We start from the raw sequence: 22,578 nt of genomic DNA, 5'->3' as shown, positions 1-22,578 counted from the left end.
AGCGCAAGCGAGCTCCTGTTGCCGTTTGATAGGTCCGCTCTGGCCGCCGTCGTCTCGGTGGCCATCGTGTGCTTGAGCCCAGATCCCGGAGTGGCCGCTACGGGAGGAGGACGGGCATGCTCTCCCACCCGCGGACCGTAGAGGTGGGGAACAGCGACATGCCGCTGTAGTCGACGTCCCACTCGGGGAACCGGTTCAGCATCTCGTCGAGCGCGACACGCCCCTCGAGCCGGGCGAGGTTCGCCCCGAGGCAGTAGTGCAGGCCGTAGCCGAAGGTGAGGTGCTGCGTGTCGGCCCGGTGGATGTCGAAGACGTCGGGGTTGGTGAAGTGGCGGGGGTCGCGGTTCGCGGCGGCCAAGGAGATGAGGATCGGGCTGCCCGCCGGGACCGTGGTTCCGTAGTACTCGATGTCCTCGGTGACGTAGCGGGCAGTCGCGTGGCCGGTGGGCTCGAAGCGGAGGGTCTCGTCGATCACCTTCGGGAGCAGGGAGCGATCTTGGTGGACCGCGCGCCGCTGATCGGGGTGCTCGGCCATGAGCTTGGTGAGCCATCCGATCAGCCGCCCGGTGGTCTCGTTGCCGGCTCCCGCGAGGACTGCGGTGTAGATCGAGACCTCCGCTCGGGTGAGCTGGCGGCTCGTGCCCGTCTCGTCCTCGAACTCGGCGTTGAGCAGGACGGTCATGAGGTCGTCGGACGGGTGCTCCGCTCGCCAGTCGATGTAGTCCTCGAACATCGCTCCGCTGGCGACCTCTTCCTGCTTGATGTTCATGGGCTTGCCTGGCTCGGTGCGGAGGTTCTTGTCGGTCTTGTCCCGCACGGCCTCCTGGTCCTGCTCGGGGATGCCGAGCAGCATGCTGATGACCTTCATCGGCAGCATCCTGGCCAGCTCCTCGATGATGTCGAAGCTGCTCGCCCCGACGAGCGGGTCGAGGCACGCGATGCAGTAGGCCCGAACCTCGTCCTCGAGCTCGGCCATCCGTCGTGGCGTGAAGACCCGTGACATCAGCCCCCGGTGCTTGGTGTGCACCGGCGGGTCTTCGAAGAGGATCACGCCTCCGGGGAGGTCGTAGCCCGCCCGGATGATGTCGAGGATGTCGGACCGGGTGCTGGTGAAGGTCTTCCAGTTGACGAGCGCCTTCTCGACATCGGCGTGGCGCGTCAGCATCCAGAAGTCGTGCTCGGCGTTGTAGTAGATCGGCGCCTCTTCGCGCAGGCGCTCGTAGATCGGGTACGGATCGGCGTTGATCTCGACGTCGTAGGGGTCGTAGTAGAGGTCGGATCCGGTCGTGGTGGACATGTCTGTCTTCCTTCGGGTCAGCTCGGGAGCATGCAGGTGCTGCCGCCGTCGATGGCGATGACGGCTCCGGTGATGTACGTGGCGCGGTCGGACGCCAGGAACGAGGCCAGCTCGGCCACCTCCTCGGGTTGGCCGCCGCGCTTGAGCGCGCTGCCGCCGACGAGGGCGGGGAACCGCTCGGCGGCACCCTTGCCGCCGGACATCGCGGTCTCGACGAACCCGGGGCAGATCGTGTTGGCCCGGATCCCCACGTCGCCGTACTCGATGGCTGCGGCCTTGGTGAGCGAGATCACGCCGGCCTTCGAGGCCGAGTAGGCGGCGGTGGGGATGCGAGAGCCGTTCATGCCGCCGGTGGAGGACCAGTTCAAGATGGCACCGCCGGTGCCGGCCATGGCCCGGATGCCGTGCTTGGTGCCGAGCATCACGCCGGTGAGGTTGACGGACAGGTAGCGCTCGAACTCCTCGACGGTGAGCTCGGCCAGGGGTGCTGCGCCGGCGATGCCCGCCACGTTGAGCACCGCGTCCACCTTTCCGAAGGCGTCGAACGCGGCGGCGAACATCGCCTCGATGTCGGCCTCCTTGGACACGTCGACGTGGAGCGGGACGACGGCATCGCCGAGCGCAGCGGCGGTGTCCTCCTGCTGTCCGCTGACGTCCGCAGCCAGGACGACCGCACCTTCGCGGACGAACACCTCTGCAGCTGCGCGTCCCATCCCCGATCCGGCGCCGGTGATGACGGCGACCTTGCCCTGGAGCTCTGCCATGGACATGTTGTACTCATTTTGAACGGCCGTTACAAGTTCTGCCCTTTCCCCTGGTCCCTCGATCGCCGACAATGGCGCATGGTCCAAGAGCGCCGCCCCCGTGCCAGTACCGAGGCGAAGCGCCGACGGATCCTGGATGCAACCGAGGAGCTGATCCTGGAGAGCGGCTACGCCGCGGTCAGCTCGAGGAGCGTCGCCGGGCGGGTCGACATGCAGGCACCGCACCTGCACTACTACTTCGGCACCATCGATGACCTGTTCGTGGCGGTGCTCCACCGCCGGAGCAGTGGAGCCGTCGAGCGGATGGCCGAAGCGCTGGACTCGTCGGAACCCCTGCGCTCGTGGTGGGAGATCGCCTCGGACCGCCGGGGGACTGCGCTGTTCGTCGAGCTGCTCGCTGCCGCCAACCACCGGCCGGCGCTCAAATCGGAGATGGCGGCGATGGCGAAGGAGGTCCGTGCGCTGCAGATGGAGCGCCTGGGCGTGCTCCTCGATGAGTACGGCCTGGACTCGGAGCTGCTGGCCCCCGTGCTGGTCGCGGCGGCGATGCAGGGGCTCGCCTTCGCCGTGGTGACCGACCAGGCCGCGGGGTACGACACCCACCCGGATGAGGCGGCGGCAGCCATGGACCGGCTGGTCGCCGACCTCGAGGCTCGCCGGGCCCGTCGAACCGCTCCCTGAGGCGCTCAGCGTCCCGTCGCTGGAAGGCCCCGGCCCAAAGCTCGATTGACGGTCGCGTACCTCCAAGTTAGAACGGTAGGTAAAACTTCTTCGGGGGTCTGCCGTGACGACATCCATGACGACGAGCCTCTCCGGGGGCCGGTGATGCACCTGCAAGGAAGGTCGGCCGTCGTTGCGGGCGGAGCCGGTGGGCTCGGCGGGGCGACCGTGCGCCGACTCGTCGAGGGCGGCGCGGGCGTCGTCGTGCTCGACCCCGACGGTGAGCGGTCGGCGGCGATCGCCGCGGAGCTGGGCGCAGTGGTCGCGGGGGTGGAGGGCGACAGCAACGATGATGCCGCGGTGGGCAGGGCGATCGCCGCGGCGCGATCGCTCGGAACGTTCTCCATCGCGGTGAGCGCGACGGGCGTGGTCATCCCGAGCCAGCGGCTCGTCGACGGCGACGGCTCGCTCCTCTCCAAGGAGGCGCTGCTGGCCAACCTGGAGCTGCACGTGACCGGGCCGTTCAACCTCGCTCGGTTGGCGGCGGCCGCCATGGCCGACAACGAGCCCGACGAGGACGGCGGACGGGGCGTGATCGTCCAGACGGCGTCGATCAGTGCCTACGACGGCCAGGTCGCCATGGTTCCCTACGCCGCCGCGAAGGGGGCGATCGTCTCGATGACGCTGCCGATGGCGAGGGATCTCGCTCCGCTCGGGATTCGGGTGTGCGCCGTCGCCCCGGGCGCGTTCGCGACGCCCCGCCTGTCATCGCCGGCGGTGCAGCAGCTCCTCGTCCAGGACGTCGCGTTTCCCAAGCGCGTGGGTCATCCCGACGAGTTCGCCGCGCTCGTCGAGGCGATCATCCGGAACCCGTACCTCAACGGTGAGGTGATCCGGATCGACGGTGGGGCTCGTCTCCGGGCGGACATGCGAACGCGGTGAGCCCCGCTGGGAGTCGGCAACGGGGGCGGCCGGGCTCCCCACCCGGGTGGCCGCACGCTCAGAGGCGGGTGATCCAACCACCGTCGATGAGGATCGTCTGGCCGGTGATCCAGTCCCCGGCCTTCGAGCACAGCAGGAGGAGGGCACCCACGAGGTCCTCGGGCGGCCCTGACGGCTTGCCGGGGATGGTCGCCGCGATCATCTCGCGGAACTCTGAATCCTTCGGAAGGGCGACGTAGGCGCTCTCGTTGTCGACGAGCCCGGGTGCGATCGCGTTGACGTTGATGCCGCGGCCGCCCAGCTCCGCAGCGAGGTTGACGGTCAGCCCGTGGAGGGCGAACTTGCTGACGCCGTAGATGCCGCCGGGCATGAACGCTCCCGCGGACAGGCCGTTCACGATCCGCCCGCCGCCTCGAGCCTCCATGGCGGGGATGACCGCCTGCGTGCAGAGCAGCGGGCCCCGGAAGTTGACGTCGATGACCCGGTCCCAGTCGTCGACCGGGATGTTCGAGAGCCCGTAGGGCGGAAGGTCGGTCATGATCGCCGCGTTGTTCACGAGGATGTCGATGCCGCCGAACGCATCGACAGCTGCCTGCGCCATCGCGGCGGCCGACTGGGCGGAGCGCACATCGACGGCGACGCCGGCGACCCGGTGACCCTTCGCGCTCAGCGCGGCTGCCGTGGTCGTCGCCGCCTCGAGGTCGACGTCCGCCACGACGACCGAGGCACCGGCCTCGGCGAGCGCCTCGGCGTACACGACACCGATGCCGCCGGCGCCGCCCGTGATGACGGCGACCTTGTCGGTCAGATCGAAGAGCTCAGATGCAGTCATGGGGTTGACAAGACCACGTCGATGGGGTCAAGTCAAGTAGCTTATTTCGGAAGTTGTACGGCTTAGGCCGAGGAGAAGGGGACCATGGAAGCGATCGATCGCAGGGTGCCCGACGTGCACCTGCACATCGGAGACGAGCAGCGTTCGTCCGGTCGAGGCGGTGTGCACCAGCACATCTGCTCGGCGACGGGCGAGGTGCAGGGACCGGTACCCCTGGCAGGTGCCGACGATGTCGACGATGCCGTGCGCGCCGCCGGCACCGCCTTCGAGACCTGGCGGACGTGGACCCCGGCGCAGCGGCGAGACGTGCTCGTGCGCCTTGCTGATCTGCTGGACGCTGCGAAGCCCGAGATGGCTCGACTGTCGGTCCTCGACAACGGCATGACCTACGGGATCGCTCACTTCACCGCCACCTCGGTCGTCGACTACGCCCGCTACTACGCCGGGTGGGCAGACAAGATCGAGGGGCGGGTCGCGTCGTCGCATGCTCACGGTCGTGAGCTCGCCTACACGCTTCCGGAGCCGTACGGCGTCGTCGGCATCATCATCACGTGGAACGGGCCGCTGGTCTCGGTTGGGATGAAGGTCCTTCCTGCGCTCGCCGCGGGGAACACCGTGGTCATCAAGCCATCGGAGCTGACCCCGTACGCGATGGAGCACTTCATGGCGCTGGTCCGTGACGCCGGCATTCCGGCGGGAGTCGTCAACGTCCTTCCGGGGACCGCTGAGGCGGGCGAGGCGCTCGTCCGGCACCCGCTGGTCCAGAAGATCAGCTTCACCGGCGGACCGACCGCCGCGAGGCAGATCCTCGCCACCTGTGCCGAGACGCTGAAGCCCGCCGTGCTGGAGCTGGGAGGCAAGTCGGCCTGCCTGGTCTTCCCCGACGCCGATCTGGAGGCGGTCGCCTTCATCATCACGGCGTCGGTGCATCAGACGCTCGCCGGCCAGGGTTGCGCACTGGCCACCCGGCTGCTGGTCCACGACAGCGTCTACGACGAGGTCGTCGACCGGGTCATCGGCTTCACGCGAGACATCTCCCTCGGTGACCCGTTCGATGCATCGACCGGCATGGGTCCCGTCGTCAGCCGGGCGGCACAGGAGCGGATCGTCGCGATGATCGCCAGGGCGCAGGAGCAGGGTGCCGGCAAGCTCCTCTTCGGCGGGGGAGTCCCCGGCGGCGACCTATCGGAGGGCTTCTTCGTCGAGCCGACCGTGTTCGGCGATGTGGATCCGCACAGCGAGATCGCCCAGGTCGAGGTCTTCGGGCCGGTGCTGTCGATCATCCGGTTCCACGACGAGGACGAAGCGATCGAGATCGCCAACGGCACGTCCTACGGTCTCGCTTCCTACCTCTGGACGAACGACGTCAACCGCATCAACCGGCTCGTGCCCCGGCTGGAGGCCGGCGGCGTCTACATCAACGGCGCGCCTCCCGTGGTGGGGTGCGAGTTGCCCTTCGGAGGTGTCGGGGCCTCAGGCTTCGGACGAGAAGGGGGGCTCGAGGGGCTCCTCGAGTTCGTCCGCACCAAGGCGGTGGCGATCGCATGACCATCCCCTTCGACCTCAACGGAGGCGCGGCCGTCATCACCGGTGCCGGCAGCGGCATCGGCCGAGCGAGCGCCCTGTCGTTCGCTGCACGCGGCTGCGCCGTGGTGGCGAGCGATCTCGACGGTGCCCGAGCCGACGAGACCGCCGAGCTCGTCCGAGCGGCCGGCGGAGAGGCGGCGAGCCTCGCCGTCGACGTCTCCAACCACGAAGACCTCGAAGCCCTGCGCGACCTGGGCATCAGCCGCTTCGGCCGCATCGACGTCGTCATGAACAACGTGGGCGTCCTGGCCATGGGGCCACCCGAATCGCTGCCGATCGAAGCCTGGCAGCGCGTCGTCGACCTCAACCTGATGAGCGTCGCGCGGAGCAACCTCGTGTTCCTGCCGCTCCTCTTGGACCAAGGCCGAGGCCACATCGTCAACACGGCCTCCGCCTCTGGCCTGCTCGCCTACGGGTTCGACCGGCTGCCCTACGTCTCCACCAAGCACGCCGTCGTGGGCCTCTCGGAGGCACTCGCGCTGTACCTCGCACCACAAGGTGTCGGCCTCACCTGCGTCTGCCCGTCCGGGGTGATCACGAACATCCTCGAACAGATCAGCTTCCACGGCGATGCCACCACGCCCCGTGCACCGCAGCATCCGCTCGTCGGGCCGGACGTGGTCGGCGAGCTCGTGGCCGACGCCGTCGTCGCTGGCCAGTTCCTCGTCGTGACCGCGCCGGAGATCCACGACGAGCTGCGAGAGCGCGCGAACGACCCAGAGGCGTACATGCAACGGATGATCAAGGAGCAGCTCGATGCCTGAGTGGCACGACCGAGACCAGCGCCAGGCCTCCGCTCGCGCGGAGTTCGAACGCATCATGACGAGCGAGAGCCCCACCCCGATGGGTGCCTACATCGAGACGGGTGTGATCGGGTACGTGTTCGGTGAGATGTGGCAGCGCGGAGTCCTCACCGCACGGGATCGTCGCTTCATCACGCTGTCGTGCGTGGGCGCCGCCGACGCCGGGACCCCGATCGACACCCACGTGTGGGCGGCGCTGAACAGCGGTGACCTCACCTATGCCGAGTTCGATGAGTTCGTGTTGTTCTTCGGGACGCAGCTCGGCTGGCCGAAGGCCTCCGTGCTCTCGATGCAAGGCATGGTCTCCGCGTTCCGGCTCGCCGAGGAACGGGACCAACCCCTGGAGGAACACGATTTCGAGCTCTGGGCCGATCCCATCGACGACGAGGCTCGGCGCCGGCGCGGTGAAGCCGCCTACCTCGAGGTCCACGGTGCACCCAGCCCATCGGACGCCACGGCGTTCCGCGGTCGCGCCTACCTCGACTTCCTGTACGGCGAGATCTGGACTCGGACCAAGCACCTCACGAGGCGCGACCGACGGATCGTCAGCATCTGCTGCGCGGCAGCCGCGGGAGTCGATGACGAGGTGTCCGAGCATCTCCGAGCGGCGCTCCAGACCGAGGAGCTGACCTACGAGGAGCTCCAGGAACTGGTCGTCCACTTCGCGGTCTACATGGGTTGGCTGCTCGGCCGGCACCTCGACGACCTGCTCGTCACGGCCGCCGAGGGCGTAGGGAACGAGGGGCCATGACCGCCGATCTGATGCGCGTCGGGTTCGTCGGGCTGGGCAGCCAAGGTGCGCCGATGGCCCGACGCATCGTCGATGCCGGATTCCCGACGTCCTTGTGGGCGCGCCGGGCCGCGTCGCTGGAGCCGTTCCACGGGATCGGTGCGACACCTGTCGACACGCTGGTCGAGCTCGGTGCCGCATCGGACGTGCTCTGCGTGTGCGTCGTCGATGACAACGGGGTCGATGACGTCTTGCGCGGCCCGGACGGGGCGCTCCAGTCGATGAGCGATGGCTCCGTGGTCGTCATCCACAGCACGGTCCACCCGGTGACCTGTGTGCGCCTCCAGGAGGACTTCCCGCACCTCTACATCGTCGATGCACCCGTCAGCGGTGGCGGCCACATGGCCGCCACCGGGGAGCTCCTGGTGATGGCAGGTGGTCCCACGGAGGTGGTGGAGCGAAGCCGACCGGTGCTGGAGACGTACAGCAACCAGGTGCTCCACCTGGGCCCGCTCGGATCCGGCCAGGAAGCGAAGGTCCTCAACAACACCATCTTCGCCGCACAGCTGGCCATGGCCACAGAGGCCTACGCGCTGGCGGCCGAACGCGGGCTCGACCAGCAGGCGCTCGCCGCCATCCTCGCCAGCGGCAGCGGCCGCAGCTACGCCGGTGAGGTCGTTGCGGGCGGTGGCTTCAACCTCGATGGCCTCGCCCCGCTCGCAGGGGGGCTTCTCGCCAAAGATGTCGGGATCCTGGTCGACCGCGCGGGCCTCGCTGGCACCGCGCTGCTCATGGCGGCCGATCGGGCCCTCGAGCAGATGGGGGTCTCACGACCCGGAAGCACCCCATGACCGAGCCGCCCGCCCCCCGTGGCAGGCTAGGAGCCGTGGCTGCCGCCGAACCCGCCCCGCCGTCGGCCAGCGCACTCAAGCTCGTCGTCGCCGCCGAACGACTCTTCGCCCTGCGCGGCATCGAGGGGGTGTCGCTCCGTCAGATCGCGGCCGAGGCCGGCTCAGCCAACAACTCAGCCGTCCACTACTACTTCGGCTCGAAGGTCGGCCTCATCACCGCGATCTTCCAGCACCGGCTGCCCCAGATCATCAGCGAGCGCCGCCTCCTGGTCGCTCAGTGCGACCGCTCCGACCTCCGCTCGCGGCTCGAAGCACAGTTCCTGCCGGTGTTCGCCATGGCGGATGCAGCGGACAACCACTACATCTCGTTCGTGGAGCAGCTCCAACGGCACGAGCGGGGGAGAACCGATGACCTCCGTGAGCTGCCGTCGGTGGGCCAGGACTCGAACGACGAGTTCCGAAGCGACCTCCACCTCATCCTCGGCGACCTGCCCGAGCCCTACCGGATCCTGCGCATCGAACAGGCCCAGGCGTTCTGCGTCCACGCCGCCGCCGACCGTGAGCACACCGTGATCTCGGGTCGACCATCCATCCCCTTCGACCTGTTCGTGAACTCCATGTTCGACGGGATCACCGGGTTCCTCTCTGCCCCCGAATCCGAAGTGACCCGGCGCAAGGTGGGCCGCGTGGGCGACCCGCAGCCCCCAGAGCTCCGCCTGCTCTAGAGGATCTGCGTGCCGCTTCCGACCGCGAGCGGCGACGTACCTGCCGCGTGACCCCGCGCTAGGGGGGGCGAGTCACATCCACGGCTCATCGGCCAAGCCGAGGTCGGGCCAGGGGCCGGCGGCGATGGGTTGGCAGTTGCCCCAGCCGGTTCCGCCTCCTACGGGGTCGGTCACGCGCACCGTGGTGTCGCGGATCTGGTGGAGCCGGCGGGCGTTGGTGGGGGTGCGGCAGTCGTCGATGCGTTCCCCGTCGATGTGGAGCTCGCCGCGCCATTCGCCGTGGTGGTGGCCGTCGAGTCCGAAGTACAGGCCGGCGCCGAGTTGGATGCCGGTGTCGCCCAGGACCTCGATCTCTATCGGGCGTTCGGAGCCGTCCGGCATGACCGCGGTGACGGTGCCGCCGAGCAGGCGGCGGTTCTCGGGGTCGAAGCGCAGGTCGGGGCGGAGGTCGTGGATGTCCTCCACCCGGCCATCGGGGTGCTCGACGCTGGCGACGACCGACTTCTGCTCGAAGCCCGGCATCTGGATGAGGGTGAAGTGGAGGTGCAGGGCGTACCGGGTGCCGTCGGCCCGCTCCAGCAGGGCGGGGCACCAGATCATCATGAACCCGACGCCGGCCGGGAAGGCGTTGAGATCGCCTCGGTCGGTCGCTGGGGGGCCGACGTCGTAGCGGACCCCCCACGAATGGTCGCGGGTGCTGACCCACGTCGCCGGGTCGACCTCGGTGCGGATCCCGTCGATGTCGACCCAGCCGGTCGGCACGCCGATCTGGTGGTAGCGGACGAGGTCGGCCGACACCCGGAACTGGTCGCGCAGGTGGGTGCGCTCCTCGAGGTGCGGGGGCACGACCGCTGCGAACTCGATGTCGAACGAGATCGGTTGGACGTCGTTGGGTTCGAGCAGGAACCGCACACGTTCCATCGGCTCGACGACCTCGTAGTGGATCGGCCCGACGGAGGTCGACTCGGGTGCCGAGGCCAAGCTGCGGCTGGCCCGCACGGTGGTCTGCTCCGGTCCCCGGCTGGTGGCTGCATAGGCGTCGAGGACGTTGCGGTTGGGGTAGCGGCCGAGGCCGAACCCGATCTGCAGGCTTCCGTCTCGGGCCATCGCCATGGCGCAGACCTTCTCGGTCCACGCTGGGTCGCTGGTCCCGACGAAGGCGAACGTGTCGGCGATCTGGTGGTTGAAGCCTTCGTCGGCGTCGCCGAGCGGTCCGATCGGGTTCTTGGCCATGGCAGGAGGTCTCCAGTTGGTTCGGGGGTGGTCAGCCGAGCTCGACGTCGGTGCCGTCACGGCTGGACGCGGCTTCAGGTCTGAGCGGGTTGGAAGATCTCCACGACGTTGCCGGAGGGGTCGGCAGGAGGATCTGCTGACCTCCCGGCCCCTCGACGATGTCGTTGCGGAACCGGGCACCGGCCTCCCGCAGGCGGGCGACGTCGGCACCGATGTCGTCGGTGAGGAGGTGGATGCGGTTCCACCCGCCGGGCTCCGGAGTGGTCCCGTCCGGCATCGGCCGCCCCGCCGAGCTCTTGGGTCCGGAGATGAGCAGCCGCAGGTTGCCCAGGGTGGCGTCGGCGAAGGCCGGCGCGGCGTTGAGGCCCACCTCGAAGCCGAGGAGCTCGGTGTAGAAGGTCACGGCATCGGCGACGTCGTGGACCATGTAGCGGACGTTGACGGTCTCGGGCTCATGCATGGTGGCTCCTTCGTTCTGGGTGCTCGGCCTGCTCGGCCAGTTGGCCCAGCAGGTGGATGATGCGGCGCTCGAGCTCCACGGCCGTCTGCTCGAACGCCGGGTAGCCGGCCTCGTCGGTGGCGGCGCCGGCTGAGGGGTCGGGCAGGCTCCAGTGGATCGGCGTCGGGTGGCCGGGGAGCTCCGGACACACCTCGCGGACCCGGTCGCAGAGCGTGATGACCAGGTCGAACGTGACCCCGGCGACGTCGTCGATGTGCTTGGTCCGGTGGTCGCCGATGTCGATCCCGCGCTCGGCCATGACCCGGACGGCGTTCGGGTGCAGCACCTTCGGGTGGCTCCCGGCGCTCGCCACGTCGACCGTCCCGTCAGAACGAGCGGTGAGGAGCGCCTCAGCCATGGGGGACCGAGCGCTGTTCCCGGTGCAGAGGAAGAGGACGCGGGTTCGTCGACCCTCGACCGGGGGGATCGACCTCGTCGGTTCGATCGGACCGGCCAACGCAGGGTGGAGCGCCGCTCCCGCGTCCCGGAACTGGTCGCGACAGGACTCGAGGTCGATCGAGTAGTAGGTCGCCCGGCCATCGGCCGAGCTCCGCCGCGACCTGACCACCGCACCGTTGCGAAGCTGGCGGAGGTGGTACGAGACCAGGTTCTGCGGCTGGCCGAGCCGGTCCGTCAGCTCCCGGACCGACCGGTCGCTGCGCACCAGCTCCTCGAGCACGGCCCAGCGAAGCGGGTTCGCCGCCAGCACGAGGATCCCGGGCGGCGAGCCGCCCCTCGATCGGGTCTCGAGGTCCATCCCTCGACCCTACGCCCGTCGGTTCCATACATCAAACCAAATTGATGCATCCAGGATGGCCATCGCGATCGCAATTGCGCTCGACCGCGTGAACGCCGCGGCGCCGAGCCCGGCACCACGGCCGCAGATCGAACGGCCGACGGAACCGCCGACCCGGGGAGGGTCAGAGGTTCGAGGAGGAGCGGAGGCTGACCGCGTCGGGAAGCTGGCCTTGGTCCATCACGGGAAGACCGAGCACCTCCTCGATCGTCTTGAGCAGACCAGCATGGGATCCGGTCACCGTAGAGATCGCACCCCTGTTCGCCGTGGGGGCGATGAGCAGGTTCGGCACGGGTTGGTCCTCGTCGTAGACGACGACCACCAGGGTGGTACCGGACCGATAGGCCTTGCTGGCCAGGATGGGTGAGAGCGTCTTCTGGGCCCATGCATCGACGGTCGCATCGTCGCAGTCGTGGCCGTCGTTGCAGAGGTCCGGCACGATGAACGACAGCGTCGGGAGGGCAGACGGGTCGAGCTGGGAGAGCGGCACCACCTCTTGGTGGCAGAACGATGCGTCGTCGCCGCCCCGGTAGTAGAGCGCGGGGATGTGCTTGGCGGCGTTCTTCCCGGGCGAGCACGTCTCGGTGGCGTTGTCGACGTAGGTGCGTGGTGTGCCGCCAGCGTCACGGACCTGGCGGAACAGGTTGTCGTCGGTGGAACGGCAGATCGCTGAGGGTGTGCAATCGAACACGGTGCGCCGGTTGGCGACGCCTGAGGTGAGCCCGATGTACTGGTTGAGGCTGTTCTGCCTGCTGTTCGTCTCGGCCCAGTCGGTGTAGTAGCTGCACTGCGCGGCGAGGCTCGCCAGGTACGGCATCTCGCCGCCGGAGAAGCCCATGCCGACTTGTGGGGTCCGCCCACCGGTCCACGTCCGGTTCTCCTCGACGAGCATGACGACGTGCTCGTAGGTGTGCGGAGCCGAGGCCGTGGACGAGCACGGCTTCGAACCCGGTTTCGCCGGCGGTCGCGACGTGGTCGTGGGCGCGGCGCTCGCAGCTGTCGTGGTGGTGGACGCGGCGCCCTTGTCGGAGCCGCACCCAGCCACGAACGTCGCAAGGGCCGCGAACGACACGACGACGACCAGCGCACGGAAAGGGGAAGGGCAGCGGACCATCCCGGGAAGCTTCGCACGCGCCCGTGCCCACCGGGTCAGCGGCGGAGCCGGTCGATGGATCTCGGCCCGGGTCGTTTCGGTCCCGGGCCGCGATCCTCTGCTCCCTCCGAGCGGTGAACGCACGGTCAGAACCGTGCCGTCGCCCCGATCGAGCGGGTCATCACTGGCCAGCGGGCGGGCCGCAGTAGTCATCGACCTGGCCCGAGGCTTGGCCGATCTCCTGGGTCCGGAGGGCGCCGGCGTCACCCTTTGCCGCGGCCTGCATCGCGGGGACGAGCGTGGCCACGGCGTCAGCGATCTCGTCGGGCGCGGCAGCTTGGGCCTTGGGAAGCAACGGCTCGATCTTGACCGATGCCGCGACGATCGCTGCGGGGTTCCCGGCGGCGAACGCGGGGCCGAGCAGGGCGTCGATCTGGGCCTCGATGGCGCAGTACTCCTCCTTCGGCGAGGCCGCTGCCTTGGTGGTCGATGCTGCGGCTCGTGTCGTGGTGGGCGCGGCTTTCGCCTCGGAGCTGCCAGTGCTGCACGAGGCAAGGCCCAGCGCCAGGCTGGTGGCCAGGAGCACGGCGGGAACGGCGGTGATTCGCATGGTGGACCTCTTCGGTTCTCGTTCGGGCCGGCGCTTCCGACCCTCAGACACAACCGAGCACATCGGGGATCGGCACCACATCGGCCGAACGGTGGTCAGAACCGGTCGTTCGGATGACCGGGTTCGTCCCCATGGCCGACCCGACCCACCAGTACATTTCGGCGATGGAAGCGGAACCGGCCCTCACGATCAGTCCGCTGGACGTCGTCATCGCCGGCAGCATCACGCTCCTCGGGATCCTCACCGTGGCGACCGCAGACACCTACGAGGGTGGCAAGGCTCGTCTGGCCGTCGCCATGCTCCTCCAGACGGTCCCGCTCGTGTGGCGGCGAGTCGCCCCGCTGCGGGCCACGGCGCTCTCGGCGATCGGCGTGGCGATCGAGGTTGCGGGCGTGCCCGCGTACGGCGACATCGCGGGGCTGCTGGGCTACCTGATCCTGGCGTATTCCATCCAGCGCTGGGCCGTGGGCCGCGACCGGACGCTCGGCACCGCGATCTTGGCCGTCGGCTTCGTCGTGCACCTCACGGCGCAACCGCACGACAGCGTCGTGCAGACGATCTCGAACGTCATGTCCGTTGCCCTCGTCACGGCCGCGATCGGCGGGCTCGGCCACATCGTTCGAACCCGTTCTGACCGCGTGATCGATCTCGAGTCGGACGCGCGGGAGCGGGAGGCCGGTTTCGCCGAGGAGCGGGCGGCCGTGGTTGCCGAGGAGCGGCGTCGGATCGCCCGGGAGCTCCACGACATCGTCGGTCACGCTCTGGCCGCCATCGCGTTGTCGGCGGCCGGTGCCGAGCCCCGAGTGCCGTCCGACGCCGACGACGTTCGCCAGGCGCTCCTCCTGATCCGCTCCACGAGTGCCGATGCGTCCGCTGAGGTCCGCCGGCTCGTCGGCCTCCTGCGCACGGAGGGAGACATCGACGGCACCACCCCGCAGCCCACGCTCGCGTCGGTCGCCGACCTGACGAGACGGGCCACAGAAGCAGGGCTCCCGGTGCACCTCCGGCTCGACGTCGATGGGACGGCCGTTCCCGCTGGGGTCCAGCTCGCGGCGTACCGCCTCGTGCAGGAGGGGCTCACCAACGTCCTCAAGCACGCCGGCTCGACCTCTGCCGAGGTCCGTGTCGAGGAGGTGGGTGGGCGCATCGAGGTGGAGGTCCTCAACGACGGTGACCCCCAGGCGCCGACGGCCTCGTCCGGCGACGGGCTCGGGCACGGCCTGATCGGGCTCAGGGAACGGGTCGCCTTGTACGGGGGGACGCTGTCGGCCGGGCCGCGGCCCGAAGGGGGCTATGTCGTGATGGCGTCGATCCCGCTGTGAGCGACCACGACCGGATCACCGTGCTCGTGGCGGACGACGAAGCCATCGTTCGTCATGGCGTCCGGCTGATACTGGATCACGCAGATGGCATCGAGGTGGTCGGCGAGGCCGCGGACGGGAAGGCCGCGATCGATCTCACCGCCTCGCTCCGGCCCGATGTCGTGCTCATGGACATCCGCATGCCCGAGATCGATGGCATCGAGGCGACCCGTCGCATCACCGCCGGCCCGGCGCACGTCCTCATCCTCACCACCTACGACCTCGATGAGAACCTGTACCTCGCCATGCGCGCCGGCGCGTGCGGATTCCTCCTCAAGACCTCTCCCCCCGACGACCTCGTGCACGCCGTACGGGTGGTCGCCCGAGGTGACGCCATGGTCGAGCCGGTGATCACGCGCCGACTGCTCGCCGAGTTCGTCGACCGACCCCCGTCATCCGTCGGGCTCCCAGACAAGGTCGCCGGGCTCTCCGCTCGGGAGCGGGAGGTGCTGCAGCAGATGACGCTCGGGCGATCGAACGCCGAGATCGCCAGCGCGCTGTTCCTCAGCGAGGGAACCGTGAAGTCCCACGTGGCCAGCATCCTGTCCAAGCTGGGAGTCCGCGACCGGGTGCAGGCGGTCATCGCGGCGTTCGACTGCGGGTTCGCCCGACCAGGAGGCCCCTAGCGTCCGCTGGTTCGGCTCCTGTGCTCGGCTCGGTCCGGCCCCGCCTCGGACAGCTCTGAGCTTCGGTCAGTTGCCGGGGCCGTAGGCCTGGTCGCAGGGGAGCGGGGGCAGGTCGTAGGTCCGGGAGTTGTCCTCGACGTCGTAGTAGCCCTGCAGGAGGCAGCCGACGTCGCGGGACTGGTGGTCGGCCTGGTCCGCCTTGAACTCCGAGGTGTCCTGCCAGATCTGGTTGGTCTCGTCGAGCAGCTGCTTCGACCGCTGGCTGCGCTGGGCGATGGCCCCGCTCGGGTCCCAGGACTGCCAGGCCTTCAGCAGGCCGGAGCCGACCGAGCCGTCGCTGCCGGCCGGCACGCTGATGTTCGTGAAGTACCAGTTCCACTCGAAGTTTCCGTACTTCGACGGGTCGTCGGTGGCGACGATGGCCACGCCGGTCCAGGGCGTGCCGTTCCAGTCGTAGGTGTAGCCGTACATGCCCGAGGACGTGTAGCCATCGATCACCCCTTCGGCCGCCGTCGAGGTGACCTGCACGTTGCTCGCGCCCTGGAGCAGCTTCGGGATCATCACGCCGAGCGACGATGCCGCGTCGGCGTAGGGGGCGATGACCCCGCCGCTCCCGGCCGGCGGCGCGTTCTCGGGGGTCAGGACCTGGATCGTCACGCCGAACACGAAGTTGCCGACGTCGCTCGAGCCCTCGATGGTCCCGCCGTTGCTCGAGATGGTCCACTTCGGATCGGCAGGGACCATCCCGGTCGCACCGCCGTCGGGGGCCGAGTACTGCTTCAGCTCGATGGTGCTGCTGGTCGGCGCCGGCGGGGTGAGCGACACCGCCCCCTTCGCGCTGTCGGCGGCGGCCTTCACCTCGGCGAGGTCCAGCCCTCCGCCCTCGGGGGCGTGGCCGGTGGTCACGGCGATCGCCCCATCCTCCTGGCGGATCACCAGCAGCTCCCGCGCGCCGTCCCGGCTGACCTCCGCCGTGTACCCCGTGCCGTCGCTGTCTTGGCTGACCACCTCGCCGCCGAGCTGGGCGAGGAGCTCCTGGAGGAACGCCTCCGGCGTGGCGTCGGTGGTGGTGCGCGAGTAGCTGATGGAGCGGTCGCCGTCGGCCATCACGTAGACCCCGGACCGCTCCTTGATCTTGAACCCGGCCGGCACCTCGATGGAGAACTTCCCGGAGGTGAGCCGCTTCGTCGCCGGGGCTGAGGCCTTGGTGGTGGTCGTCCCCTTGGCGGTGGTGGTCGTCGAGGTCTTGGCGGCGCTGTGGGTGCCGCCGCTCGTGCTGCAGCTGGTGCAGATCGCGATGCAGGTCACGAAGGCCAGGACTCTCGTCAGCGTCATGGACCAAGCGTCTCGCGCTCGGCGCGAACGAAGCGCGAACGGGGGAGCGATGATCAGGAGGGGAGCGCCCGGTCCTTCCCGCCGCGGTCCAGGGCCTGGTCCATCGCGTCCATGAGCTTCCTGGTCGTGGTGGGCTTGGTCACGACCGTCACGTTCTCGGGGACCGGGGCTCCACCCGGGCCGCCCGCGACCAGGTCGGTGGCACGGGGGATCTCGGCGATCACCGCCGGGGGCCGCCTGGTGCCGGCGACGGCATGGAGCACGTCGTGCTGGACGGGCCCCGGCGTCAGCATGTTGACCACGACGTCCGCGCCGTCGACCAGCTCGCACGCCCCGTACGCGAGCAGGGAGCACGGCCGCGCTCCAGGGCCCTCGCAGGTGCGGACGGCGTAGCCATGGCGCTCGATGAGCTGGGCGATGAGGGCGGGCGACGCCTCGGCTGGGCACTCCAGCACGACGCGGACGCGATCGTCGCCGTCGTCAGCATCCCAGCGTTCGCTGGCCGTGGACTTCCGCATGGCAGGGCCTCCCTGGTGGTGGGCGGAGCCGACCCGGCGGGCCGCGCCCCGACCGGGCTGATCGTGCTCAGCATGCGCTGTCGGGGACCGGTGGCCCAGGGTCGAAGGTCCCGATCGCGCCCGGCCCGGCCGGTCCTAGGACGAGGTGGGCCAAGGGGTGATCAGGTCCTGATCTGGTGCGTCGCGGAAGTGACGGCGAAGACGGGGTGGGCCCAGGGGACGACGTCGAGGTAGAGGCCCGAGCGCCGGAGCTCGTCGCCGTCGCGCTCGTGGTGCTCGGCCCCGAGCCGATCGGTGAGCGTGACCGTGCGACCGGCGAGCGCGGCATCGCCGAGGTGGACGTACCCCTGTGCCGGCGTGTCGGCCAGGTTCACCGCGACCAGGTAGCGCAGCTCGCCGTCGGCGGTCGACCAGGTGAACGCGACGATGCGCTCGTGGCTGCTGTTCCCGTCCCACGCGGCGGTGACCTCTGCCAGCTGCCACGTCCCGTCGTGGACGACCGGATCGGCGAGCACCGCGAGGAGCTGGTCGTAGAAGCCGCGGAGGTCGTTCCGCAGAGGCTCGTCGGGCGCGCGGCAGAGGTGGACCGGGACGTGGATATCGGCCGCCTCGGGCTGGCCGTCCTCGAAGAAGCGCAGGCCGGGGACCAGGTAGCTGATCACCGCGGCGGCGCGGTGGCGGTCGCCGACCCCGAAGGTCGCCGCGGCGCGCGGTTCGTCGTGGTTCTCGAGGAACCGTGCCGAGCGGGCCTGGTAGCCGGGGTCGGCCTGGAGGTGGCCCCGCACCGAGCCGAGGTCGCCGACGAGGCGGTCGTAGAGGCGCTTGTCGTAGGTGGCGTCGAAGCCCTGCTGCTGCAGGTCGTACTCGCGGTCCCAGTAGACCTCGGCCAGGAAGGTGAAGCCCGGCTGCTCGGCGCGGACGGCCGCGAGCGCGTCGGGCCAGAAGGGCTCGATCGTCTTGCCCCACGTCCGCTCGAACACGTCGGGCAGCAGGAGCATGGCCATGTCGCAGCGCAGCCCGTCGCCGTGGCTCGCCGCGGTCAGCAGCGCCTTGGTCATCGCCGAGCGCACCTTGGGCCTGGAGTAGTCGAGCTGCAGCGTGTCCGGCCATCCCGCGAAGTACGGGTCGCGGCCGTAGGCCACGATCCGCTCGCCCGTCGCAGTGGCCACCTCGGTCCAGTCGCCCGGCGCCGCGTCGAGGTCGGCCTCGGTGCCCGTGATGTAGCGCTTCGGGTGGGCGGCCACCCACGGGTGGTCGGGCGCGGTGTGGTTGGGCACGAAGTCGAGCATGAGGGCGATGCCCCGAGCGGCGAGGCGGGCGCGGAGGCGGGCGAGGGCGGCGTCGCCGCCGAGGCGCTCGTGGACCTGGTAGCCGGTCACCGCGAAGCACGACCCGCAGATGTCGTCGTCGCGCACGTCGGGCAGGGCCTCCTCGCACGAGCGGCGGATGTCGGGGTTGCGACGGGAGACCTCGCGCCCGGCGGCGCCGGTCTGCCAGACGCCGAGCAGGTACAGCCAGTCGACGCCGACGGGCAGGAGCCGGTCGAGCTGCGCGTCGTCGAGGTCGTCGAGCGTGGCCCCGGGTCCGAGGTGGCGGACGGTGGTCCGGGCGTTGACCTGCCAGAGCACCGGGAACCGGCGGGTCCGCAGGCGGTCAGCCACGGTCGGTCTCCGGGTGCATCTCGGCCTTGAGCGCCCAGCTCTCGGTGGGCGGGTCGAGGAGCAGGTCGATCACGAGGGCCGTCCACCCCGTCTGGTGCGACGCGCCGAGCCCCGCGCCGTTGTCGCCGTGGAAGTACTCGAAGAACAGGAGGTTGTCCCAGGCCGGATCCTGCTGGAACCGGGTCTCGCCCCCGAACACGGGCCGGTGGCCGTCGGGGGCGCGCACGAAGAGGGAGACGATCCGGTCGGCGAGGTCCTGCGCCACCTCGAGCAGGTTGCGCTCGTGGCCCGAGCCCGTGGGGTACTCCACGGTGAAGTCGGGGCCGACCCAGGTGTGGAACCGGGCCAGGGCGCGGATGACGAGGTAGTTCACGGGCACCCACACCGGGCCCCGCCAGTTGGAGTTGCCGCCGTACATCGGCGTGGTCGACTCGGCCGGTTCGTAGTCCACGATGTAGCTCACGCCCTCGACGGTGACGGCGTAGGGCCGACCGTCGTAGCGCTTCGACAGCGCCCGCAGCCCATGCGGGGAGAGGAACGCGTCCTCGTCGAACAGCTCCGCCAGCGTGGTGCGCAGCTGGTCGGGCGTGACGACGCTGACCAGCAGCTCGGCCGCCGTCCCATCGAACCGCAGGCGGCCGAGCGCCTCGAGGTCGGCGATGCCCGATGCTTCGACATCGAGGAGCCGCAGCAGGCGCCGGCGCAGATCGTGGCTCCGCTCATCGTCGTCGGCCCCGCGCATGGTCACGGCGGAGAACAGGGGCACGGCGCCCCCGATCGTCTCGACCTCGACCCGCTCGCGACCGTCGGGGCCGTCGATGAAGTCGTAGAAGAAGCCTCGATCAGGGTCGTAGAGGCCCGACGAGTTGATCGCCCGGGTGATCGACATGAACCGCTCGACGAAGGTGACGACCAGGTCGTCGTACACCGGGTCGTGCTCGGCCAGCCGCTGGGCCATCGAGAGCATGGCCAGGCTGTTGAAGGCCATCCACGCCGACCCGTCCGCCTGCACGAGCGAGGCACCCGGGGGCAGGTGCGACCGGTCGATGGGGCTGATGTTGTCGAGGCCGAGGAAGCCGCCGCCGAAGAGGTTGTTGCCGTCGGGATCCTGGCGGTTCAGCCACCACGTGTAGTTGATCAGCAGCTTGTGGAACGCCCGCTCGAGGAACGCGAGATCGTGGTCGCCCGCGATGGCGAAGACCCGGAACGCCGCGAACGAGTGCACCGGTGGGTTGACGTCGTCGAAGCTCCACTCGTAGGCGGGGAGGGCACCGTTGGGGTTGAGGTACTCCTCTCGCAGCAGGACCAGCAGCTGGTCCTTGGCGAACGCCGGGTCGAGGTGGGCCCAGGCGATGGTGTGGAACGCCAGGTCCCAGGCCGCGAACCACGGGTACTCCCACGGGTCCGGCATGGCCAGGATGTCGTTGGCGTCGAGGTGCCGCCACCCCGCGTTGCGGCCGTGACGGTGGGCCTCCGGCGGAGGAGGCTCGCCGGGGTCGCCGTCGAGCCAGCGGGCCACCCGGTAGGCGTAGTACTGCTTGCTCCACACCAGGCCGGCCGACGCCTGGCGGACGACCTTCGCCCGCTCGGGATCGAGCGTGCTCGGAGTGATCGCCGCGTAGTACTCGTCCGCATCGCGGGACCGCTCGGCCATCACGGCGTCGAACCCGGAGCCGAGGTCGGGGGAGGCGGCAGTCGTGGCGGAGGTGGGATCGACTCGGCGCAGCCGGAGGCGCAGCTCGGCGTCGGCACCCGCGGCCACGGTCATCCGGTGCCACCACGCCGCCTTGGTGCCGGTCTGGGCGGGGTCGACGGTGGTGGCGCCGCTGACCACGTGGTCGTTGATGCCGTCCTTCGGGAACGCGGTGGTGGCGGGCGCACCGAAGATGCGCGGGGCGTTGGTCTCGTTCTCGCAGAACAGCGCCACCGGAGCCCCGCCTGGACCCGACGCGCTCACCAGCTCGTAGGTGGACGACCGATCGAGCTCGGCCCGGATGGCACCGTCGTCGAACCTCACCACCGGCTTCGGTCCCTGGTCGCCATCGGCGTCCCAGGTGTTGCGGAACCAGAGCGTGGGGAGGACGTGGAGCTCGGCCGCCTCGGGCCCGTGGTTGTGGATCGAGATGTGCATGAGGAGGTCGGTGGGGTCGGCCTTGGCGTAGGTGACCTCGACGGACCAGTAGCGGTCCTGGTCGAACGCGCCCGTGTCGAGCAGCTCGAACTCGGGGTCGTGGAGCCCTCGACGACCGTTCTCGGCGACGAGCAGGTCGTAGGGGAACTCGCCCTGCGGGTAGTGGTAGCGCCACCGCAGCCACGCGTGGCTGGGCAGGGCGTCGAGGTACCACCAGTACTCCTTGGCGTCCTCGCCGTGGTTGCCCTCCGGGCCGGTCAGCCCGAAGATGCGCTCCTTCAAGATGGGGTCGCGGCCGTTCCACAGCGCGAGCGACAGGCAGAGGCGCTGGTCCACGTCGCTGACGCCGGCGAGCCCGTCCTCGTTCCAGCGGTAGGCGCGCGAGCGGGCGTGGTCGTGCGGGAACGACGACCAGGCGTCGCCGCTCTCGCTGTAGTCCTCGCGCACCGAGCCCCAGGCCCGCTCGGCGAGGTAGGGGCCCCACTCGTACCACTCGTTCCCGACGGCCGGGTCGCTCCCGGGTCGGGCCGGTCTCGCGAGGCGGGCGTGCTCGGCGGTGTCATGAGACGAGGAGGGCATGGGCAGCGACACCTGACGCGATGGACGCAGAGGTGTCGATCATGGACCATCGCGGGCCCTCCCGTCGGCCGGATCGGCGACCGAGGGCAACTGTTCACCCGTCGGCAATCCGAGCGAGACGACCGCGCCCGGCGTCGCTCAACCGGTTCCGCTCGAGCTTGGGTCAGCTCCGGGCGAGGTGACCGAGGTAGACGGAGTTGGTGGACTCGTCGCCGCTGTAGGGGTTCGGGAACGGGACGACGTGGGTGGTGACCGGAGCGAAGACGCGGTCCATGACGGCGACGAACGATGGGTCGGGCAGCTCGTCGGACCACAGGCCGAAGGCGCCCCCAGGCGCGAGCAGCGAGCGCAGCCGACGCAGGCCGTCGGGCTCGTAGAACGCGGCGTGGCTCGGGTGCAGGAGCCAGCTGGGCGAGTGGTCGATGTCGACCAGGATCGCATCGAGCCGTTCCGGGACCTCGGGGCCGAACCCCTCTCCCGACGCGACGAGGGCGAAGAAGTCGCCCTGGTGAAGGTGGCACCTCGGGTCGGCCGTCAGCTCGGCGGAGAGCGGGAGCAGGCCGCGGCGGTGCCACCCGATGACCTCGGGGAGGGCCTCGATGACGTGGAGCGACCGGACCCGCTCGTCTCGCAGGACCGCCTGGGCGGTGTAGCCGAGCCCGAGGCCCCCGACCACCACGTCGAGGCCGTCACCATCGATCTGGGCGAGACCCAGGTCGGCGAGGGCGATCTCGGCCACGGTGAACAGCGTGGACATGAGGAACTCGTCGTCGAGCTTCGCCTCGTACACGTCGACGTCGAGGGCGAGCTCCCGTCGGCGCCGGAGGCTGATCTCGCCCATCGGGGTCGTCTGGTGGTCGAGTTCCTCGAAGAGGGCGCTCACGGTGGGACCTCGGTGCTGGACGGCGGGGCCGAACCCTACCCAGGACCCGGGCCGGTCTGAGG

General features: G+C 69.9%; 21 protein-coding genes and 1 pseudogene. 9 read left to right on the top strand and 13 right to left on the bottom strand.

Annotation, left to right across the window (positions count from 1 at the left end):
- Positions 1-97: 97 nt before the first annotated feature.
- Together ACPPVX_RS06295 and ACPPVX_RS06290 are read right to left on the bottom strand one after the other, a co-directional pair.
- On the bottom strand, positions 98-1,297 hold the full coding sequence (locus tag ACPPVX_RS06295; protein ID WP_426574045.1) for a cytochrome P450: 1,200 nt from the start codon (positions 1,295-1,297) through the stop codon (positions 98-100).
- A 17-nt stretch (positions 1,298-1,314) separates the two neighbouring features.
- Positions 1,315-2,061, bottom strand: a complete 747-nt coding sequence (locus ACPPVX_RS06290; protein ID WP_426574044.1) for an SDR family NAD(P)-dependent oxidoreductase — start codon at positions 2,059-2,061, stop codon at positions 1,315-1,317.
- A gap of 78 nt (positions 2,062-2,139) precedes the next feature.
- Here ACPPVX_RS06290 and ACPPVX_RS06285 point away from each other — a divergent pair, with 78 nt between their 5' ends.
- Both ACPPVX_RS06285 and ACPPVX_RS06280 read left to right on the top strand, forming a co-directional pair.
- Complete coding sequence (locus ACPPVX_RS06285) at positions 2,140-2,742, top strand: TetR/AcrR family transcriptional regulator (protein ID WP_426574043.1); 603 nt, start codon at positions 2,140-2,142, stop codon at positions 2,740-2,742.
- A 144-nt stretch (positions 2,743-2,886) separates the two neighbouring features.
- Positions 2,887-3,663, top strand: a complete 777-nt coding sequence (locus ACPPVX_RS06280) for an SDR family NAD(P)-dependent oxidoreductase (RefSeq protein ID WP_426575000.1) — start codon at positions 2,887-2,889, stop codon at positions 3,661-3,663.
- 58 nt (positions 3,664-3,721) lie between these two features.
- Here ACPPVX_RS06280 and ACPPVX_RS06275 read toward each other — a convergent pair whose 3' ends face one another.
- Positions 3,722-4,495 (bottom strand): SDR family oxidoreductase, encoded by a 774-nt coding sequence (locus ACPPVX_RS06275; RefSeq protein ID WP_426574042.1) that lies wholly within the window; start codon positions 4,493-4,495, stop codon positions 3,722-3,724.
- An 84-nt stretch (positions 4,496-4,579) separates the two neighbouring features.
- Here ACPPVX_RS06275 and ACPPVX_RS06270 point away from each other — a divergent pair, with 84 nt between their 5' ends.
- From ACPPVX_RS06270 to ACPPVX_RS06250, 5 genes are read left to right on the top strand one after another with little or no spacing between them, the layout of a single operon-like run.
- On the top strand, positions 4,580-6,043 hold the full coding sequence (locus ACPPVX_RS06270) for an aldehyde dehydrogenase family protein (protein WP_426574041.1): 1,464 nt from the start codon (positions 4,580-4,582) through the stop codon (positions 6,041-6,043).
- Complete coding sequence (locus ACPPVX_RS06265) at positions 6,040-6,846, top strand: SDR family NAD(P)-dependent oxidoreductase (protein ID WP_426574040.1); 807 nt, start codon at positions 6,040-6,042, stop codon at positions 6,844-6,846. Before ACPPVX_RS06270 ends, ACPPVX_RS06265 begins: the two co-directional genes overlap by 4 nt.
- Positions 6,839-7,636: a carboxymuconolactone decarboxylase family protein gene (locus ACPPVX_RS06260; protein WP_426574039.1), complete on the top strand. Its 798-nt coding sequence runs from the start codon at positions 6,839-6,841 to the stop codon at positions 7,634-7,636. The genes ACPPVX_RS06265 and ACPPVX_RS06260 overlap by 8 nt, the downstream gene beginning before the upstream one ends.
- Positions 7,637-7,647: 11 nt before the next feature.
- Positions 7,648-8,466 carry an NAD(P)-dependent oxidoreductase gene (locus ACPPVX_RS06255; protein ID WP_426574999.1) on the top strand — a complete coding sequence of 273 codons (819 nt, stop codon included), beginning with the start codon at positions 7,648-7,650 and terminating at the stop codon, positions 8,464-8,466.
- Between the two features lie 35 nt (positions 8,467-8,501).
- Entirely contained in the window at positions 8,502-9,191 is a 690-nt protein-coding gene (locus ACPPVX_RS06250; RefSeq protein ID WP_426574038.1) for a TetR/AcrR family transcriptional regulator, read from the top strand.
- A 72-nt stretch (positions 9,192-9,263) separates the two neighbouring features.
- On the opposite strand, the gene ACPPVX_RS06245 is transcribed toward ACPPVX_RS06250, so the two are convergent.
- From ACPPVX_RS06245 to ACPPVX_RS06225, 5 genes and pseudogenes are all read right to left on the bottom strand, one after another.
- Complete coding sequence (locus ACPPVX_RS06245) at positions 9,264-10,424, bottom strand: hypothetical protein (protein WP_426574037.1); 1,161 nt, start codon at positions 10,422-10,424, stop codon at positions 9,264-9,266.
- A 74-nt stretch (positions 10,425-10,498) separates the two neighbouring features.
- Positions 10,499-10,884, bottom strand: a pseudogene (locus ACPPVX_RS06240) (VOC family protein).
- Complete coding sequence (locus ACPPVX_RS06235; protein ID WP_426574036.1) at positions 10,877-11,680, bottom strand: MarR family transcriptional regulator; 804 nt, start codon at positions 11,678-11,680, stop codon at positions 10,877-10,879. Before ACPPVX_RS06235 ends, ACPPVX_RS06240 begins: the two are co-directional and overlap by 8 nt.
- Positions 11,681-11,843: 163 nt before the next feature.
- Positions 11,844-12,833 (bottom strand): alkaline phosphatase family protein, encoded by a 990-nt coding sequence (locus ACPPVX_RS06230; protein ID WP_426574035.1) that lies wholly within the window; start codon positions 12,831-12,833, stop codon positions 11,844-11,846.
- Between the two features lie 160 nt (positions 12,834-12,993).
- Positions 12,994-13,422 carry a hypothetical protein gene (locus ACPPVX_RS06225; RefSeq protein ID WP_426574034.1) on the bottom strand — a complete coding sequence of 143 codons (429 nt, stop codon included), beginning with the start codon at positions 13,420-13,422 and terminating at the stop codon, positions 12,994-12,996.
- 113 nt (positions 13,423-13,535) lie between these two features.
- On the opposite strand from ACPPVX_RS06225, the gene ACPPVX_RS06220 reads away from it, so the two are divergent.
- Together ACPPVX_RS06220 and ACPPVX_RS06215 are read left to right on the top strand one after the other, a co-directional pair.
- Positions 13,536-14,744 carry a sensor histidine kinase gene (locus ACPPVX_RS06220; protein WP_426574033.1) on the top strand — a complete coding sequence of 403 codons (1,209 nt, stop codon included), beginning with the start codon at positions 13,536-13,538 and terminating at the stop codon, positions 14,742-14,744.
- Positions 14,741-15,409: a response regulator gene (locus ACPPVX_RS06215; protein ID WP_426574032.1), complete on the top strand. Its 669-nt coding sequence runs from the start codon at positions 14,741-14,743 to the stop codon at positions 15,407-15,409. Before ACPPVX_RS06220 ends, ACPPVX_RS06215 begins: the two co-directional genes overlap by 4 nt.
- A 66-nt stretch (positions 15,410-15,475) precedes the next feature.
- Here ACPPVX_RS06215 and ACPPVX_RS06210 read toward each other — a convergent pair whose 3' ends face one another.
- From ACPPVX_RS06210 to ACPPVX_RS06190, 5 genes are all read right to left on the bottom strand, one after another.
- Positions 15,476-16,744 carry a hypothetical protein gene (locus tag ACPPVX_RS06210; RefSeq protein ID WP_426574031.1) on the bottom strand — a complete coding sequence of 423 codons (1,269 nt, stop codon included), beginning with the start codon at positions 16,742-16,744 and terminating at the stop codon, positions 15,476-15,478.
- 53 nt (positions 16,745-16,797) lie between these two features.
- Entirely contained in the window at positions 16,798-17,262 is a 465-nt protein-coding gene (locus ACPPVX_RS06205; protein WP_426574030.1) for a hypothetical protein, read from the bottom strand.
- Between the two features lie 161 nt (positions 17,263-17,423).
- Positions 17,424-18,923 (bottom strand): alpha-amylase family glycosyl hydrolase, encoded by a 1,500-nt coding sequence (locus ACPPVX_RS06200; RefSeq protein WP_426574029.1) that lies wholly within the window; start codon positions 18,921-18,923, stop codon positions 17,424-17,426.
- Positions 18,916-21,633 (bottom strand): MGH1-like glycoside hydrolase domain-containing protein, encoded by a 2,718-nt coding sequence (locus ACPPVX_RS06195; protein ID WP_426574028.1) that lies wholly within the window; start codon positions 21,631-21,633, stop codon positions 18,916-18,918. The genes ACPPVX_RS06200 and ACPPVX_RS06195 overlap by 8 nt, the downstream gene beginning before the upstream one ends.
- Positions 21,634-21,796: 163 nt before the next feature.
- On the bottom strand, positions 21,797-22,516 hold the full coding sequence (locus ACPPVX_RS06190) for a spermidine synthase (protein WP_426574027.1): 720 nt from the start codon (positions 22,514-22,516) through the stop codon (positions 21,797-21,799).
- Positions 22,517-22,578: the final 62 nt, after the last annotated feature.

Source organism: Aquihabitans sp. McL0605, from assembly GCF_049993875.1.
Classification (GTDB): domain Bacteria; phylum Actinomycetota; class Acidimicrobiia; order Acidimicrobiales; family Iamiaceae; genus Aquihabitans.
Note: the sequence above shows the minus strand (reverse complement) of the source record. Positions and strands in the feature narration are given on the sequence as shown.